Origin of the sequence: Falsiroseomonas sp., assembly GCF_051859025.1 — a bacterium.
Lineage (GTDB): Bacteria > Pseudomonadota > Alphaproteobacteria > Acetobacterales > Acetobacteraceae > Falsiroseomonas.
The window spans coordinates 102,800-118,678 of the sequence record NZ_JBHYGL010000041.1 but is presented as its reverse complement, the minus strand read 5'-3'; the positions used below and the strand labels follow the sequence as shown (position 1 = coordinate 118,678).

The following is a 15,879-nucleotide window of genomic DNA, read 5'->3' as shown; positions in this document are numbered from 1 at the left end:
GGTCGTCGGGGCCGTGGGTTACCCCAGGCGGGCCGGGGGGGCTAGCCCTTTGGCGAGTCCGCGGGCGGCGCGGCTGGCGGCGGGGACGGCTGGTCCTCGGCCCGGGCACGGGCCTGGGCCTTCCGCTTGCGCAGGTTCTCCCGCAGCGCCGCGGCCAGCCGGGCTTCCCGTTCGGCCTTGCTGCCGGGGGGTGGCGGTTTCCCGGCCATCAATCCGCGCGGATGTTGGCGGCGCGGACCACCGCGGCCCAGCGCGTGACTTCGGCGGCGACGAAGGCGGTGTATTCCGGGGCGGACATGCGGCGCGGCGTGGCGCCGGTTTCCACCAGGCGGGGCGCGATCTCGGGCGTGGCCAGGCCGGTCAGCACCTCGGCATTGAGGCGCGTGACGATCGCCTCCGGCGTGCCGGCGGGGGCGGAGAGGCCGAACCAAGTGGAGGCCACCAGGTCGGGGTGGCCCAGTTCCTTGAAGGTCGGCAGATCAGGCCAGCCTTCCACGCGGGCATCGGCGGTCACGGCCAGCAGGCGGAAGCGTTCGTTGCGCCCGGCCTCGACGAGGGTGGTGATCATGCCGTCCACCGCGTTCGACATCAGGTCGTTCATCATGGGCCCGCTGCCGCGGTAGGGGACGTGGGTCGTCTCGATCCCCGCGGAGCGTTGCAGGACGGCCTGCTTGGCGTGGGATGAGGTGCCATTGCCCGGCGACCCGATCGTCATCCCCGGCCTTGCCTTCGCCGCCGTCACGAAATCGGCGAAGGTCCTGATGGGGCTGGTGGCGCTGACGGCGAGGACGGAGGGGATTTCCGCCATCACCGCGATATGGGCGAAGTCGGTGACGGAGTTGTAGGGCATCGATCGATAGACGCTAGGCCCCACGCCGAAGCTCGCGATGTTGGAGACGACGAGGGTGTGGCCGTCCGGCGCGCTTTTCGCGACGAAGTCGGACCCCACGGTGCCGCCCGCGCCGGCGCGATTCTCGATCACGAAGGGCTGGCCGAGCACGCTGGCCAGGCGCTGGCTGACCAGGCGGGCGATGAAGTCGGTGGTGCCACCAGGCGGGAAGGGAACCACCACGCGTACCGGGCGGCTGGGGTAGCCCCCCTGCGCCTGGGCCAGGCCCGGCAGGGCGAGCGGTGCCAAGGGCAGCAGGGCGAACAGGTCGCGACGGCGCATGAGGGGGGGTCCCGTTCCCGATTCTGGCTGGGAGCCTATAGCATAGCGGGCGAAGCGCGGAGGGGCGGGATGACGCCGGTCTTGATCGTGGGGGGCGGGCCGGTCGGCCTCTGCCTCGGCATCGCCCTGGCCCGCGCGGGCGTGCGCGCCGTGTTGGTGGAGGAGCGGGAGGGGCCGGCCCCGCACCCCAAGGCCACGCTGCTCGGCGCGCGGTCCATGGAGCATTTCCGCGCCTGGGATCGCCTCGACCTCAAGGTGGCCGATGCGGCCATGCGGCAGGAGGAGGACTACTTCATCCTCTTCTGCGATCGCCTGGCGGGGCATGAACTCCACCGCTTCCGATCCCCGGGGCTGGAGGCCGTGCGGCGGCGGGCGCCGGAGGCGGTGGCGCGGTTCCGGGAACTCGCCTGGTCCCCCTGGGGCAAGACGCAGATCGGGCAGCAGGCGCTGGAGCCGGTGCTGCTGGCGGAGGCGCGGCGCCAGCCTTTGCTGGAATTGCGCCATGGGTGGAAGCAGATCGATTTCGCGCAGGTCGAAGGCGGCGTGGTCAGCCACATCGAACATGCCGGCACCGGCCAGCGCGAAAGCCTGGCGGCGCGCTGGATGGTCGCCTGCGATGGCGGTGCCAGCGCGGTGCGACGCAGGCTCGGCATCCGCATGGGCGGGCGCGGGCGGATGAGGAGCAATGTCAGCTACCTCTTCCGCTCCCCGGATTTTCTCGGGGCGCATGGGAAGGGGCTGGCGAACCTCTATTTCTGCCTGGCGCCCGATGCCTTCGGCGTCTTCACCGCCATCGACGGGCATTCGACCTGGAACTACCAGCACTATTGGGCCGACCCGGCGCGCGACGCGGCGCAGGATGATCCCGCCACGGTGCTGCACCGCGCGATGGGCAAGGCGTTCGCGTTCGACCTGCTGGCGACGACGCATTGGCACCACCATCAATCCGTCGCGCATCGCTGGCGGGATGGGCGCGTGTTCCTGGCGGGCGATGCCGCGCATCTCTTCGTGCCAACCGGCGGCGTCGGCATGAATACCGGCATCGGGGATGCGGTGGATTTGGCCTGGAAACTCGCCGCGGTGGAGCAGGGCTGGGGCGGCGCCGCGCTGCTCGACAGCTATGAGGCGGAGCGCAAGCCGGTGGCCTGGCGCAACAGCGTCATCAGCGCCAACAACTCCGACCGCATCGACATGGTGATGGGGGAGGTCGCGCCGGATATCGATGTGTCGGCGGCATCGCGGGATGCGCTGCGGAAGCGCATCCTCTGGATGGCAAAGCAGTTCAACAGCGCGGGCACGCATCTGGGCTACCGCTACGCCGACAGCCCCGTGGTGGTGCCGGATGGCACGGCGGAACCGCCGGATGACCAGGGGCAGGTGGTGCCCTCCACCTGGCCCGGCAGCCGCTTCCCGCATGGCTGGCTGGCGGATGGTTCGAGCACGCTGGACCTCGTGGACAGAAGCGCCTTCACCCTGCTGGCGGCACCAGGCGCCGCGGCGCCCGGGCTGCTGGCGGCGATCCGCGCGCAGGGCGTCCCGCTGGTGCTGCGCGATGTCGCCGATCCCGTCGCGGTGGAACTGATGCAGCGCCCCCTGGTGCTGCTGCGCCCGGACGGGCATGTGGCATGGCGCGGCGCTGATGACCCGGCCGAGGCCGAGGCCATCGCGACCCGCATCAGGGGAGGAGAACCGGCATGACCGTCGAATACGCGCCGCGCGGCCTGGTGGGCGTGCTGACGCCCCAGGCGAACACGACGGTGGAGCCGGAATTCGCCATGCTCTGGCCCGCCGGCATCGCCATGCTGAACGCGCGCCTGACGAGCCCGAAGGACACCATCATCGCCCGCCTGCTGGACTATCTGCGGGACCTGCCGGGCGCGGCCGCGCAATTCGCCAATGCCCCCATCGACGCCATCGCCTTCGCCTGCACCGGCGCCAGCTACTACGCGGGCGTCGAGGAGGAGGATGCGCTGGTGGCGCGGATGGAGGATCGCCTCGGCATTCCCGTCATCACCGCCGCCACCGCGGTGCGCGATGCCTTCCACGCCATCGGCGCGGAGCGGATCGGACTGGTGTCGCCCTATCCCGACGACCTGACCGATGCCGCGACGGGCTATTGGCGCGCGCGGGGCTTCGATGTGGTGGATGTGTCCCGCGGCGCCATGGAGGACGGCGCCTTCCACCCGATCTACGCCATGAACGCCGCTGGCGCCGCCGCCGCGCTGGCCGCGCTGCCGGCGGGGCGGGCGCAGGCCGTGGCGATGCTCGGCACGGGCATGCCGACGCTCGGCGCCATATTGGGGAAACCCTTCGTGGGGGATGCGCCCGTCACCTCCTGCATGCATGCCCTGGCCTGGCGCTGCGTGCGTGCGATGACGAAGCAGCCCGCGGATGCCGCCAGCCTGCTGGACTGGGTGCGCGGCGAGGATTGGGGCAAGCGGTACCGGGAGCGCATGGGTGCGTGAAGCACCCGGGAGCGCATGGGTGCGTGAAGCACCCGGGAGGCAGGGGAGGGTGAAGCGCCGTGCCCTTCTGCTCGCGCTGCCCGCCCTGCTGGCGCGGCCGGTGCGGGCGCAGGCGGATCGCGTGGTGATGCTGGCGGATGCCGCGACTCGCGCGCAGCTGGCCGGCGGGCGGGGCGGCGATGTCGCCGGGCCGGGCATCGCCTGGACGATCTCCGATACGCCCTATGACCGCGCGCTGCGCGATGCCGGCCTGGCCGTGGGCAGCTACGATCTGGCGCTGCTGCCGCATCATCTGGTGACGCCGCGCGCCGCCGCTCTGTTCCTGCCGGTGGAGGAAGCGGCGGCGGATATCCCCGCCGCGCTGCGCCGCGCCTTCACGCTGGAGGGACGGCTGCATGGCCTGCCCTTCGCGCAGGTGACGCAGGCGCTGTTCCGCAACACCGCCCTCACGGGAGACGCACCACCCCCCGCGACGGCCGCGGCGCTGCTGGCCGCCTGCCGCGCCGCCCTGGGCCGGCGCGCGGATGGCCAGGTGATTGCCGGGCTGGTGGCGGATGGGCCGGAACTCGCCTTCGACCTGGCGCGGCTCTGGGATGGCGATGTGATCGGCCCTGGCCTGGCGCTGCGGGTGACGGAGCCCGGCATGATCCGCGCGCTGGAAGCCCTGGCCGCCCTGTTCGCGGAGGGCGTGCTGCCCCGCACCCTGCCGCGCTTCATGCCAGCCGACGCGCTGCGGGAAATGCAGGCGGGCCGCGGCGCCTGGGCGATGGCGCCCTTCGCCCGGCATGAATGGCTGAACCGCCCGGGCGCCAGCCGGGATGCGGGGCGGATCGAGGCCTCCCTCATCCCCGGGGCGGAGGGCGGCGCGGCGCCGGTGACGGTGGCGCTGCGGGCGCTGGTCGTGCCGCGCAACGCGCCGAACCCGGATGCCGCGATGCGCGCGCTGCGCCGGCTTGGCGGGGCGGAGGAAGCGGTGCGCGCAGGGCTGAACGGCATCGGCCCGGCGCGGCTCTCCGCGTTGTCGGACCCGCGCTACGTCGCCGCCACGCCCTGGGCGGCGGCTGAAGCCGCGGCGTTGCGCGTGGCCCGCCCGGCGCTGCCCCCCTTCGCGCAGGCCGCGCGGGCGGATGGGATCATCCGCGCGGAGGTGGAGGCGATGCTGGTCCGGCCGCGAACGCCGTCCGAAACGGCGGAGCGCATCGCCTTCCGCCTGCGCCCGCTGCTGGCGTAACGCTCCCGAACCGCCGTGCGTGGCGCCGCGTTTTCCCTGTCACCGGCAACAGGAGAGAAGACGATGAGCGACCACCGCGGCCCCGCCATGCCCTACACCTTCCCGCTGATCGCGGGCGCCGCGATCGTGGCGGTGGTGCTGATGTACCTGCTGGAGAAGTCGCTGTAGCTCAGCGCCCTTTCAGGAAATCCAGCACCATCGCGTTGAACAACTCCGGCGCTTCCCAGTTGATGGCGTGGCCGGCATCCGGGATCACCTGGAATTCGCGCCGCGTCAGATGGGACGCCCAGAGCCGCATCAGGCGCGGCGGCGCGTATAGATCCGCGCCGCCGGCGATCACCAGCGCGGGGCAGCCGATGGTGGCGATCTTGGCGAAGCTGTTGGGCGAGCGCAGCGGTTGCGGCGTGCCATCCTCTCGCATCGCGTTGCGGTCGATGGCGATCCAGCGCGCCAGCCCCGCGGGTTCGAAGCCGCGATAGGTCGGGCCGAGTTCGCGCATCTCGCTCGGCAGCGCCTTGAAGGCGGGCGTCGCGATGCGGCTGTAGGGTTCGGTGATCGCGGGATCGATGAACTGCCCGTAGCTGGCGCCCACGACCAGCGACAGCAGCCGGTCGCCGCGCCAGGCCGCGTAATCCAGCGCCGCGAAGCCGCCGCCCGCGACGCCCAGCAGGTGGAAGCGCGGCAAGGCCAAATGTGTTGCGAGCGCGTCGAGGTCTTCCGCGATGCTGCCAGGCTGTGGCCCGGTATCGGGCCGGGGCACGCTTCGCGCCCAGCCGCGCCGGTCGAAGGCGATGACGCGGAAGCCCGCCGCGGCGAAGGGCCGGGTCTGCATCTCCCAGCTATCGGCATTGCCGGTGTTCGCGTGCATCAGCACCAGCGGCACGCCATCGCCGCCGCTATCGTTGAAGAACAGGTCCACGCCGGGCAGGGATGCGATCATGCCAGCCATTCCCGGAACAGCGCGTTGACCTGGTCCGCCGCCTCATAGGCCACCCAATGGCCGGCGCCGGGGACCAGCGCGAGGCGCGCATCGGGCCGGGCGCGGCGCAGCGCATCGGTGCGCAGAGAGATGTCCGGCATCGCCACCTGGTCGCGATCCCCCCAGATCGCGTTGACCGGCACGCCCTCTGCGCGCGCCAGCGCATCGGACAGCATGGTGGCGGTCGCGAAGGGCCGGCTGCGGAGGCGCGAATTGATGAAGGCGCGTTCCTGGATGGCCAGGGCCATGTCGTCGATCTTCGCGCTGTCCGCGATCATCATGGAGCCGAGGTTGTGGCGATGCGCCTCCACCCGCGCCTGCCCCTCCTTGTCCCGCACCTTCATGAGTGGCACGGGATGGCGCGGCGTGCCCATGGAACCTGCGCCGAGGATCGTCACGCTGCGCAGCCTTGGCGCCAGCAGCGCCGCCACATGCCCCGCGATGTTGGCGCCGAAGGAGAAGCCGGCGAGGTCCACGCTTTCCGTCGCCGGCACCAGCTGCCGAAGCCCTTCCGTCACGACGGCGGCGACATTGCCCGGCGAATGCTCGCCAGGCGGGTTGGCGCTCTCCCCCAGGCCCGGCAGGTCCGGCACCATCACGGCGCGCGTGGCGGCGAAGGGCTCGATCTGCCGCGTCCAGTGCAGCCAGGACCCGCTGCCGCCATGCAGCAGCACCAGCGGCCGACCCGCGCCTTCGTTCCAGCAGCGCCAGACCATCTTGCCATCGCCGCAGGGCGTTTCCCGCCGCGTCGCGCTGGCATCGAGGCGATCCAGGAACTCCATCAGTAACTCCTCGGCAGTCCGAGCTCGCGCTCGGCGATGTAGCACAGCACCAGCTGCGGGCTGACCGGCGCGATGCGCGGGATGAAGCTTTCGCGCAGCAGGCGTTCCAGATGGTATTCCTGGGCGTAGCCATAGCCGCCCAAGGTCATCACCGCCTGCTGGCAGGCGTTGAATCCTGCCTCGCCCGCCAGGTATTTCGCGGCATTGGCCTCCGCCCCGCAGGGCATGCCCTGGTCGTAGCGCCAGGCCGCCTGCATCACCATCAGCCGCGCCGCTTCCAACTGCATCCAGCAGGCGGCGAGGGGATGCTGGATCGCCTGGTTCTGGCCGATGGGCCGGCCGAAGACCACGCGTTCCTTCGCATACTGGCTGGCGCGCGCGATGGCGGCGAAGCCGATGCCGACAGCCTCCGCCGCAACCAGGATGCGTTCGGGATTGAGGCCGTGCAGGATGTAGTCGAAGCCCTTCCCCTCCTCCCCGATCCGGTCCTCCTCCGGCACTTCCAGCCCGTCGATGAAGAGCTGGTTCGAATCGACGGCGTGGCGGCCCATCTTGGGAATCTCCCGCACCTCCACGCGTGAGCGATCCAGCTTCGTGTAGAACAGGGACAGGCCCTCGGACCGCTTCTTCACCTGGTCCAGCGGCGTGGTGCGCGCCAGGATCAGCATGCGGTCGGCGACCTGCGCGGTGCTGATCCAGACCTTCTGGCCGGTGACGATGTAGCGGTCGCCCCGGCGCTCCGCCGTCGTGCGAAGCTGCGTGGTGTCGAGGCCCGTGTTGGGTTCGGTCACCGCGAAGCAGGCGCGTTCCCGCCCCGCGATTAGCGGCGGCAGCATGCGGGCCTTCTGTTCATCCGTGCCATGCACCACCACCGGCATCGGGCCGAAGATGTTCATATGCACGGCGGAGGCACCGGACATCGCCGCACCGCTCTGCGCGATCTCCTGCATCATCACGGCCGCTTCCGTCACGCCGAGTCCCGCGCCGCCGACCGCTTCCGGCATGCAGATGCCAAGCCACCCATCGGCCGCCAGCGCCTGGTGGAATTCATGCGGGAAGCTGTGGGCGCGATCCTTCGCCAGCCAGTAGTCATCGCCGAAACGGGCGCAGATGCGGCCGATGGCCTCCCGCAGCGCCTCCTGCTCGGCCGAGAGCTGAAAATCCATGCCGGTCTGTCTCCTCCGCGCGGAGCGTGCCAGCATGGCCGCCGAGCGCAACCCCGAGGGCCCGCCAGTGCCGCTGTTCGACCCCGCTGCCTTCCGCATTCCGCGCGGCGTGATCCATGCCTGCGCGGCTGGGGAGACACCGGTGCTGCACGCCCAAGGCCCGGCGCTGGACCGCCACGCCACGGACAAATCCGAAGGCCCCGCCGGCCGCGCACGGCTGGACGGGGAGGTGGAGCGCCTGCGCGCGCGCCTCGGCGCCTGGTGGAAGGTGGAGGCCGAGGGCATCGGCCTCGTTTCCTCCGTCGCCGAGGGCATGTCCATGCTGGTGGAGAGCCTGGACTGGCAACCCGGCGATGTCGTGCTGGTCGACCGCAACGAATACGCGAGCGTGGTTGTGCCACTCGCCATGCGGAAGGGCGTGGAACTGCGCTTCGTGCCGATGGCGGACCCGGATGCGGTGGAAGCGGCGGCGACAGGGCGCGTGCGGATGATCGCGGTGTCCGCCGTCTCCTACCTCGATGCGCGGCGGCATGATCTGGTGGCGCTGCGCCGGGTGGCGGATGCGTCGGGCGCGATGCTGGTGGTGGATTTCACCCAGGCCAATGGCTGGATGCCGATCGAGGCCTCGGTCGCCGATTTCGCCTTCTCCGCCTGCTACAAATGGATGCTGGGGCTGACGGGACTGGCCGTGGCCTATTGGAACCGGGCGCGGCAGCCGGGCTGGGCGCCGGCGACGGCGGGGTGGTATTCCATCGTCACGGGGCCGAGGCCAGACTACGCTGCGCCCATCGCGCTGCGCCCCGATGGCGGGCGCTTCACGCGCGGCAACCCGGCGCACGCGCCAGCCTATGCGCTGCACGCCGCGCTCGATTTCCTCGAAGCCATTCCGCAGGGCGTGGTGCAGCGGCATGTGCAGCGGCTGACCGTGGGGCTGCTCGCCCGCCTCGATGCGGCCGGCATCGCCTCCATCACCCCGCCCGACCCGCTGCACCACGGCGCCAGCGTCTGCATCGCGCATGACCGCGCGGGCGCGATCGTGGAGGCGATGGCCACGCGCGGCGTGCTGGCCTGGAATGGCCGCGGTCGCATCCGCATCAGCTTCCACGGCTACAACGACGACCGCGAACTCGACCCCATCATGGACGCGCTGACCGCCTCCATCCCTGCCTGAAGAATAGGAAACACCATGCTGCAGCACCCCCCCGCCGAGCCCGGCATGCGCGAGGAGGATATCGACACCCCCGCGCTGGTGCTCGACCTCGACGCCTTCGAACACAACCTCGACACCATGGCGGCACTTCTGGCCCCCACCGGCACCCGGCTGCGCGCCCACGCCAAGACGCACAAATCCCCCATCGTCGCGTTGCAGCAGATGCGGCGCGGCGCCGTCGGCCAGTGCGTGCAGAAGGTGGCGGAGGCCGAGGCCCTGGCCTGGGGCGGCGTGCCCGACATCCTGGTGAGCAACGAGGTCATCGCACCCCGCAAGCTGGCGCGCCTGGCCGCGCTGTCCGGCATCGCGAAGGTCGCCGTCTGCGCCGATGACTTGGCGGGTATCGCCGCCATCGAGGCCGCGGCGGAACACGCCGGCCTCCGCATGACCGTGCTGGTGGAGATCGATTGCGGCGCCGGCCGCTGCGGCGTGCAGCCGGGGCCGGAAGCGGTGGCGCTGGCGGAGCGGATCGCCGCCAGCCCACACCTGATTTTCGGCGGCCTGCAATCCTACCACGGCAACGCCCAGCACCGCCGCACGCCCGAACAGCGCCGCGACGCCATCGCTTCCGCCGCGGAGGGCACGCGCCGCACGGTCGAGCAACTGCGCCAGCGGGGCCTGGAATGCGCCATCGTGGGCGGCGCCGGTACCGGCACCTTCCAGCACGAAGCGGCATCGGGCATCTGGAACGAGATCCAGGCGGGCTCCTACGCCTTCATGGATGCCGACTACGGCCGGAACGAGGACCCGCCGCCCTTCCGCCACTCCCTGTTCGTGCTGGCGGAGGTGATGAGCGCGCCGCGGCCTGGCTTCGCCGTGCTGGATGCCGGGCACAAGGCGGTCGCGGTGGATTCAGGGCTGCCGCTGGTCCATGGGCGGCCGGGGCTGGCCTATACCGGCGCCTCCGACGAACACGGCAACATCACCGCGACCGATCCGGCGCTGGCGCCGAAGCTGGGGGAGAAGCTGCGCCTGGTCCCCGGGCATTGCGACCCGACGGTCGATCGCTACGACTGGTATGTCGGCGTGCGGAAGGGGCGGGTCGAATGCCTCTGGCCCATCGCGGCGCGGGGCGGGATGGCTTAGCCGCCGCTTCGGGCGTGGACCGGGCCGCGGGCGTGATCGCCGCGGCCCGGGGGATGGTGCTTCAGCGCGCCTCGGCCGTACGGATGCGGGGCGCGGGCTGGGGCGGCGAATTCGGGATGGGCACGCTGCGGTTGGTGGTGCTGCGCGTCGGCGTCGCCGCCGCCGGGCTTGGCGCCTGGCGGGTGGTGGCGGCCGGGGTTGCCCGTGCCGGGGTGGCTGCCCGAACTGGAGTGGTTGCCCGAACCGGGGTCGTTGCCCGCGGCGGTGTGGTGGCGCGGGCCGTGGTGGCGGCGCGCGGCGCCGCATTGGGCCGCGGCGGGGTGCGCTGGGCCTGGGCGGCTGTCGTGTTCCGGGCCGCGGGTTGCTGGCGGGATGCCGTCTGCGCCGCCTGGGGGCGGGGGCGGGGTGCCGGCGCGGCATCCGCGCTGCGCACCACGCCCGTCGTCGCCCGCACCATCACCGGGCGGGGCGTGACGCCCATGCTGGTGAAGGACTGGTCGAGCAGCGCGGCCATGTGCTGGTCCCGCTCCACCCAGGAATTGCCGCCGAAGACGGCGCCCACCACGCGCTGGCCGCCGCGGCTGGCGCTGGTGACGATGTTGAAGCCGCTGTCGCGGATATAGCCGGTCTTGATGCCGTCCACGCCCTCATACTCGCCGAGCATGCGGTTGTGGTTGCGCAGGCGCAGGCCGCGGAACTGGGCGTGCTGCATGCCGAAATAATGGTAGCGGTCCGGGAAATCCTGGATCAGCCGGCGGCCGAGCGTCGCCATGTCCCGCGCCGTCGTCACCTGGTCGCGGTCCGGCAGGCCGGAGGCGTTGCGGAAGGTGGTGCGCGCCATGCCGAGCGACCGGGCGCGCATGGTCATCATCTGGGCGAAGCGTTCCTCGGAACCGCCGAGCCTTTCGCCCACCGCCGCCGCCACGTCATTCGCCGATTTGGTGACCAGCGCCATGATGGCCTGCTCTACCGTCAGGCTCTGCCCCGGCGGGAAGCCGAGCTTGGAGGGGGGGCGGGAGGCCGCTTCCTCCGAGATCGGCACGGCGGAGGTCAGGGTCAGGCGCCCTTCGCCCAGCGCCTCGAACACCATGTAGAGGGTCATCATCTTGGTGAGCGACGCGGGGTGCCGCGTCTCATCCGGACTGGCGCCGACCAGCATGGCGCCGGTGCGGTTGTCGACCACGATGGCGGAATAGCGGTCGCTGCCGATCTGTGCCTGGGCCGCCGGGGCAGGGCCCAGGACGGACAGGGCAAGGCCGACGAGTCCCGCGCAGGTCCCGAGCCGAAAACGCATGCATAGTCCCCCTGGTGGCACACCCCCCGTGCACCACCACCCGCAGCAACCTAAGGAAGAAAGACCGCTTCTGTCCACGGGGGCGTTTGTGGAACATGGCGTAACAGCAATGGCTTAACGCCTTGCCTTGCAGCGGATCCGCATCCGCCCGCGCGGTTGTACCGGCGGGCCGATGATGGGCTTGGTCGATTTCCACTCACCGAAATTGCTGCACTGCAAAATTCTGCTTGCATCGGAATGCGAGCATGGGCACATAGGGTTCGTGCTGCATCGCAGCAAAACCCCTTGGGGCCGGGTAGCGGGCTCCCGCCGCGCCGGGCGCCGGCGAACCAAGCTTGAGGATGACCCCCATGGCCAATGAGCCGAAGACCGAAGCCAAGCGCAACATCGCGCTGGTCGAGAATGCCGCGACGCAGGGCGCCGCGCAGACCAAGAAGATCATCGACAATGGCGCCACCCAGGCGCGCGCTGCAATGGAGAAGGGCATGGAACAGGCGACGAAGTCGGCCGAGGGTTTCTTCAAGGCCGCCGAGGAGGCCGCTGAGTTCGGCCGCGGCAATCTGGAGGCCTTCACCAAGGCCACGCAGACCCTGACGGTCGGCTTCCAGGACCTCGGCAAGCAGTATTTCGCCGTCTCCCAGGCCCTGACGGACCATGCGCTGGAAAGCGCCAAGGCGCTCGCCGCCGTGAAGTCCCTCAAGGAAGCCGCCGACATCCAGGCCGCCTTCGCCAAGGCGTCCATGGAGCGCACGATGAGCGAGGCGACGAAGCTGCAGGAAGCCGCCTATCGCCTGGCCGAGCAGGCTTCCGCGCCGCTCGCCGCGCGCATGACGCTGGCCGTCGAGAAGATGGCCAAGCCGCTCGCGGCCTGAGACCCGGGGTGGCGGGGGGTGGACAAGCCCCCCCTCCCTCGCGCCAATTGGCCCGCCCGGTGCCTGCGACCAACCCCTTTCCGGGGGCGGGCGGGCACCGCGGCGGGCCTTTTGCGTTTCGGGCCGGAAAAATCCGGCCTAAGCTCACGGCAGCGAGGGAATCCGGCCCGGGCTAACGGGCGGTAAACCCCGGCGGGGTTCTTCTGCGGGAGAATTTCGTCAAGCCCTTCACTCCCGGCCCCTCGCTCCGATATCCTATGCAGGACGACGACGCGGGACGATGACCGGGCGTTCACTCCCCGGCAGGCAACCAAGGCAGGCATGAGCGACAGCGACAAGCGCCCAGGACAGGGCAACGGGGCAGACGGGCCGACCACCGGGGTGGTGGTCAAGGCACGGCCGCGAACCCGCAAGCCCTCCATGTACAAGGTGCTGATGCTGAACGACGACTACACGCCGATGGAATTCGTCGTGCATGTCCTCGAACGCTTCTTCCAGAAAAGCCGGGAGGAGGCGACGCGCATCATGCTGCACGTCCACCGCCGCGGCGTCGGCGTCTGCGGCGTCTATACCTATGAGGTGGCCGAGACGAAGGTCACCCAGGTCATGGATCTCGCGCGGCAGAATCAGCACCCGCTCCAGTGCACGATCGAAAAAGAATGATCGTGGCGCCGCCTTCGCTCAGGCGGCGGATGGAAGGAAGGCCGGGCAAAACGGCCTGCGGGGGACTGTCCGAAGCAGGAGGGAGCGACCACATTGAGGGCAACCCGCGCCGCGGCGTTCCGTTGAACGCCCAGGCCACCCGATAGGGAGCGTCAGACCATGCTGTCCCGCAACCTCGAGCAGACGCTCCACCGCGCCCTCGGCCTCGCCAATGACCGCCGGCACGAATACGCGACTCTCGAACACCTTCTCCTCGCCCTTGCCGATGATACGGACGCCGCCACCGTGCTGCGCGCCTGTGGCGTCGACAATGACAAGCTGAAGCGCGACCTGGCGGAGTTCCTCGACAAGGACCTCGCCGGCCTCGTCTCCGACCGCGCCGGCGATGCGAAGCCGACCGCGGGCTTCCAGCGCGTCGTGCAGCGCGCCGCGATCCATGTGCAATCCTCCGGACGGGATGAGGTGACGGGGGCCAATGTCCTCGTCGCCCTGTTCTCCGAACGGGAGAGCCATGCGGTGTATTTCCTGCAACTGCAGGACATGACCCGCCTGGATGCCGTGAACTTCATCAGCCACGGCATCGCCAAGGCCCCGGGCCGCAGCGCCAGCCGCCCCGTGCAGGGCACCCCCCAGACCCCGGAGGAAACCCCGGAGAAGGAGGAGAAGCCCCAGCGCGGCGGTGCGCCCCGTGGCCAGGACGCGCTGACCAACTACTGCGTGAACCTGAACAAGAAGGCCCAGGCCGGGAAGATCGACCCGCTGATCGGCCGCGACTCGGAAATCGAGCGCACGATCCAGATCCTCTGCCGCCGCACCAAGAACAACCCGCTGTATGTGGGCGACCCTGGCGTGGGCAAGACCGCCATCGCGGAAGGCCTGGCCAAGCGCATCATCGAGGGCGACGTGCCCGAGGTGCTGGCCAAATCCACCATCTTCGCGTTGGACATGGGGTCCTTGCTGGCCGGCACCCGCTACCGCGGCGATTTCGAGGAACGGCTGAAGGCCGTCGTCAACGAACTCGAACAGCAGCCCGGCAGCATCCTGTTCATCGACGAGATCCACACGGTGATCGGCGCCGGCGCCACCAGCGGCGGCGCGATGGATGCCTCCAACCTGCTCAAGCCCGCGCTTGCCCAGGGCACGCTGCGCTGCATCGGCAGCACCACCTACAAGGAATACCGCCAGCACTTCGAGAAGGACCGCGCCTTGGTGCGGCGCTTCCAGAAGATCGACGTGAACGAGCCGACGCTGGAGGACGCGATCAAGATCCTCCAGGGCCTCAAGACCAACTACGAGAAGCACCACAAGGTCCGCTACACGCCGGAAGCCATCCGCGCGGCGGTGGAGCTTTCGGCCAAGTACATCCATGACCGGAAGCTGCCGGACAAGGCGATCGACGTGATCGACGAAGTCGGTGCCTCGCGCATGCTGCTGCCGGAGAACAAGCGCCGGAAGACGGTCACGCTGAAGGATGTGGAGGAGATTGTCGCCAAGATCGCCCGCATCCCCCCCAAGACCGTCTCCAACGACGACAAGGAAACGCTCCGCACGCTGGAGCGCGACCTGAAGTCGATGGTCTTCGGCCAGGACAAGGCGATCGACGCGCTCTCCGCCGCCATCAAGCTGTCCCGCGCCGGGCTGCGGGATGCGGAGAAGCCGATCGGCAACTACCTGTTCAGCGGCCCGACCGGCGTCGGCAAGACGGAAGTGGCGAAGCAACTGTCCAAGACCTTGGGCATCGAGCTGATCCGCTTCGACATGTCCGAATACATGGAGCGCCACAGCGTCTCCCGCCTCATCGGCGCGCCGCCTGGCTATGTGGGCTTCGACCAGGGCGGCCTGCTGACGGACGGCATCGACCAGCACCCGCATTGCGTGCTGCTGCTCGATGAGATCGAGAAGGCGCACCAGGACCTCTACAACATCCTGCTGCAGGTGATGGACCACGGGAAGCTGACGGACCACAACGGCAAGACCGTCGATTTCCGCAACGTCATCCTCATCATGACCACCAATGCCGGCGCCGCCGACATGGCCAAGCCCACCATCGGGTTCGAGCGCACGGTGCGCCTCGGCGAGGATGAGGACGCCATCAAGCGCATGTTCACGCCGGAATTCCGCAACCGCCTCGACGCCGTCATCCCCTTCGCGGGGCTGTCGCCGGAGATCGTGGGCCGGGTGGTGGACAAGTTCGTCATGCAGCTGGAGGCGCAGCTCGCCGACCGCAACGTGACGATCGAACTGTCCAGCGCCGCCCGCGAATGGCTGGCGGAACGTGGCTATGAGCCTCTCTATGGCGCGCGGCCGCTGGCCCGCGTCATCCAGGAAGTCATCAAGAAGCCCCTGGCGGAGGAACTGCTCTTCGGCCGCCTGGTGAAGGGCGGCTCGGTGAAGGTCAACCTGAAGGATGGCGTGCTGGTCTTCGACTATGTCGAGGCCGCGCCGCCCGCCTTGCCGAAGCCCGAGGATAGCGGCGACGGCGAGGCCGAGAAGGAACCCGAAACCGCCGAATAGCCTTTTCTCGGCTGTCGCGGTCTAAGATGCGAAGGCGTCTCCGGTTGACCGGAGGCGCCTTTTGCCTGTCTGGGAGAGAGAGCCATGACCACCGATACCCGCGTGACCGATTGGGACGAATACAGCGGCGCGCTGCGCGAGCGCGGCAAGGAACTCGGCCAGATCCATCCCGAGCTCATGAAAGGGTTCGGCGCGCTGAGCCGCGGTGCCTCCTCCACCAAGCATATCGACGCCAAGACGCGGGAATTCATCGCCCTCGCCGTCGCCGTCACCACGCGCTGCCAGGGCTGCATCGATGCCCATGTCCGCAAGGCCAAGGCACTCGGCGCGACGAAGGAGGAGATCGCGGAGGCGCTGGGCGTCGCCGTCGCGCTGAACGCCGGCGCCGCGCTGACCTATTCGCTGCATGTGCTGGATGCGATGGACGGCGCCGGGCAGGGCTGACC

At 70.1% G+C, this 15,879-nt stretch carries 14 protein-coding genes; 9 read left to right on the top strand and 5 right to left on the bottom strand.

Going from position 1 to position 15,879, the window contains the following annotated elements; genetic code table 11:
- Positions 1–208: 208 nt before the first annotated feature.
- Positions 209–1,171: a Bug family tripartite tricarboxylate transporter substrate binding protein gene (locus tag ACTIE5_RS28840; protein ID WP_439553194.1), complete on the bottom strand. Its 963-nt coding sequence runs from the start codon at positions 1,169–1,171 to the stop codon at positions 209–211.
- A 69-nt stretch (positions 1,172–1,240) separates the two neighbouring features.
- On the opposite strand from ACTIE5_RS28840, the gene ACTIE5_RS28835 reads away from it, so the two are divergent.
- From ACTIE5_RS28835 to ACTIE5_RS28825, 3 genes are read left to right on the top strand one after another with little or no spacing between them, the layout of a single operon-like run.
- Positions 1,241–2,869 carry an FAD-dependent monooxygenase gene (locus ACTIE5_RS28835; RefSeq protein ID WP_439553193.1) on the top strand — a complete coding sequence of 543 codons (1,629 nt, stop codon included), beginning with the start codon at positions 1,241–1,243 and terminating at the stop codon, positions 2,867–2,869.
- Positions 2,866–3,636, top strand: a complete 771-nt coding sequence (locus tag ACTIE5_RS28830; RefSeq protein ID WP_439553192.1) for a maleate cis-trans isomerase family protein — start codon at positions 2,866–2,868, stop codon at positions 3,634–3,636. The genes ACTIE5_RS28835 and ACTIE5_RS28830 overlap by 4 nt, the downstream gene beginning before the upstream one ends.
- 49 nt (positions 3,637–3,685) lie before the next feature.
- Positions 3,686–4,867, top strand: a complete 1,182-nt coding sequence (locus ACTIE5_RS28825) for an extracellular solute-binding protein (RefSeq protein ID WP_439553191.1) — start codon at positions 3,686–3,688, stop codon at positions 4,865–4,867.
- Between the two features lie 169 nt (positions 4,868–5,036).
- On the opposite strand, the gene ACTIE5_RS28820 is transcribed toward ACTIE5_RS28825, so the two are convergent.
- From ACTIE5_RS28820 to ACTIE5_RS28810, 3 genes are read right to left on the bottom strand one after another with little or no spacing between them, the layout of a single operon-like run.
- On the bottom strand, positions 5,037–5,807 hold the full coding sequence (locus ACTIE5_RS28820) for an alpha/beta fold hydrolase (protein WP_439553190.1): 771 nt from the start codon (positions 5,805–5,807) through the stop codon (positions 5,037–5,039).
- Entirely contained in the window at positions 5,804–6,628 is an 825-nt protein-coding gene (locus ACTIE5_RS28815) for an alpha/beta fold hydrolase (RefSeq protein WP_439553189.1), read from the bottom strand. The genes ACTIE5_RS28820 and ACTIE5_RS28815 overlap by 4 nt, the downstream gene beginning before the upstream one ends.
- Positions 6,628–7,794 (bottom strand): acyl-CoA dehydrogenase family protein, encoded by a 1,167-nt coding sequence (locus ACTIE5_RS28810; RefSeq protein WP_439553188.1) that lies wholly within the window; start codon positions 7,792–7,794, stop codon positions 6,628–6,630. The genes ACTIE5_RS28815 and ACTIE5_RS28810 overlap by 1 nt, the downstream gene beginning before the upstream one ends.
- Between ACTIE5_RS28810 and ACTIE5_RS28805 the strand changes: the two genes are divergently transcribed.
- Positions 7,793–8,965, top strand: coding sequence for an aminotransferase class V-fold PLP-dependent enzyme (locus ACTIE5_RS28805; protein ID WP_439553187.1), 1,173 nt, complete (start codon positions 7,793–7,795; stop codon positions 8,963–8,965). The genes ACTIE5_RS28810 and ACTIE5_RS28805 overlap by 2 nt on opposite strands.
- A 15-nt stretch (positions 8,966–8,980) precedes the next feature.
- The gene (locus ACTIE5_RS28800) at positions 8,981–10,090 is read left to right on the top strand and encodes a DSD1 family PLP-dependent enzyme (RefSeq protein WP_439553186.1); all 1,110 of its coding nucleotides are present in this window, start codon (positions 8,981–8,983) and stop codon (positions 10,088–10,090) included.
- A gap of 61 nt (positions 10,091–10,151) precedes the next feature.
- Here the strand turns inward: ACTIE5_RS28800 and ACTIE5_RS28795 are convergent, their stop codons facing one another.
- Positions 10,152–11,384 carry a serine hydrolase gene (locus ACTIE5_RS28795; protein ID WP_439553185.1) on the bottom strand — a complete coding sequence of 411 codons (1,233 nt, stop codon included), beginning with the start codon at positions 11,382–11,384 and terminating at the stop codon, positions 10,152–10,154.
- Between the two features lie 350 nt (positions 11,385–11,734).
- Here ACTIE5_RS28795 and ACTIE5_RS28790 point away from each other — a divergent pair, with 350 nt between their 5' ends.
- The 4 genes from ACTIE5_RS28790 to ACTIE5_RS28775 all read left to right on the top strand — a co-directional run bounded on the left by ACTIE5_RS28790 (position 11,735) and on the right by ACTIE5_RS28775 (position 15,877).
- Positions 11,735–12,256: a phasin family protein gene (locus ACTIE5_RS28790; protein WP_439553184.1), complete on the top strand. Its 522-nt coding sequence runs from the start codon at positions 11,735–11,737 to the stop codon at positions 12,254–12,256.
- Between the two features lie 321 nt (positions 12,257–12,577).
- Positions 12,578–12,919 carry an ATP-dependent Clp protease adapter ClpS gene (gene clpS / locus ACTIE5_RS28785; RefSeq protein WP_092962023.1) on the top strand — a complete coding sequence of 114 codons (342 nt, stop codon included), beginning with the start codon at positions 12,578–12,580 and terminating at the stop codon, positions 12,917–12,919.
- A gap of 159 nt (positions 12,920–13,078) precedes the next feature.
- A complete protein-coding gene (gene clpA, locus ACTIE5_RS28780; RefSeq protein WP_439553183.1) occupies positions 13,079–15,433 on the top strand; it encodes an ATP-dependent Clp protease ATP-binding subunit ClpA in 2,355 nt (784 codons plus the stop codon).
- Between the two features lie 102 nt (positions 15,434–15,535).
- Positions 15,536–15,877, top strand: a complete 342-nt coding sequence (locus ACTIE5_RS28775; protein ID WP_245762222.1) for a carboxymuconolactone decarboxylase family protein — start codon at positions 15,536–15,538, stop codon at positions 15,875–15,877.
- Positions 15,878–15,879 lie beyond the last annotated feature (2 nt).

Excerpts from the sequence above, each read along its gene's own strand:
- ACTIE5_RS28840 (WP_439553194.1), bottom strand. The coding sequence starts at position 1,171 with ATGCGCCGTCGCGACCTGTTCGCCCTGCTGCCCTTGGCACCGCTCGCC.
- ACTIE5_RS28835 (WP_439553193.1), top strand. The coding sequence starts at position 1,241 with ATGACGCCGGTCTTGATCGTGGGGGGCGGGCCGGTCGGCCTCTGCCTC.
- ACTIE5_RS28830 (WP_439553192.1), top strand. The coding sequence starts at position 2,866 with ATGACCGTCGAATACGCGCCGCGCGGCCTGGTGGGCGTGCTGACGCCC.
- ACTIE5_RS28820 (WP_439553190.1), bottom strand. The coding sequence starts at position 5,807 with ATGATCGCATCCCTGCCCGGCGTGGACCTGTTCTTCAACGATAGCGGC.
- ACTIE5_RS28815 (WP_439553189.1), bottom strand. The coding sequence starts at position 6,628 with ATGGAGTTCCTGGATCGCCTCGATGCCAGCGCGACGCGGCGGGAAACG.
- ACTIE5_RS28805 (WP_439553187.1), top strand. The coding sequence starts at position 7,793 with ATGCCGGTCTGTCTCCTCCGCGCGGAGCGTGCCAGCATGGCCGCCGAG.
- ACTIE5_RS28810 (WP_439553188.1), bottom strand. The coding sequence starts at position 7,794 with ATGGATTTTCAGCTCTCGGCCGAGCAGGAGGCGCTGCGGGAGGCCATC.
- ACTIE5_RS28800 (WP_439553186.1), top strand. The coding sequence starts at position 8,981 with ATGCTGCAGCACCCCCCCGCCGAGCCCGGCATGCGCGAGGAGGATATC.
- ACTIE5_RS28795 (WP_439553185.1), bottom strand. The coding sequence starts at position 11,384 with ATGCGTTTTCGGCTCGGGACCTGCGCGGGACTCGTCGGCCTTGCCCTG.
- ACTIE5_RS28790 (WP_439553184.1), top strand. The coding sequence starts at position 11,735 with ATGGCCAATGAGCCGAAGACCGAAGCCAAGCGCAACATCGCGCTGGTC.
- clpS (WP_092962023.1), top strand. The coding sequence starts at position 12,578 with ATGAGCGACAGCGACAAGCGCCCAGGACAGGGCAACGGGGCAGACGGG.
- clpA (WP_439553183.1), top strand. The coding sequence starts at position 13,079 with ATGCTGTCCCGCAACCTCGAGCAGACGCTCCACCGCGCCCTCGGCCTC.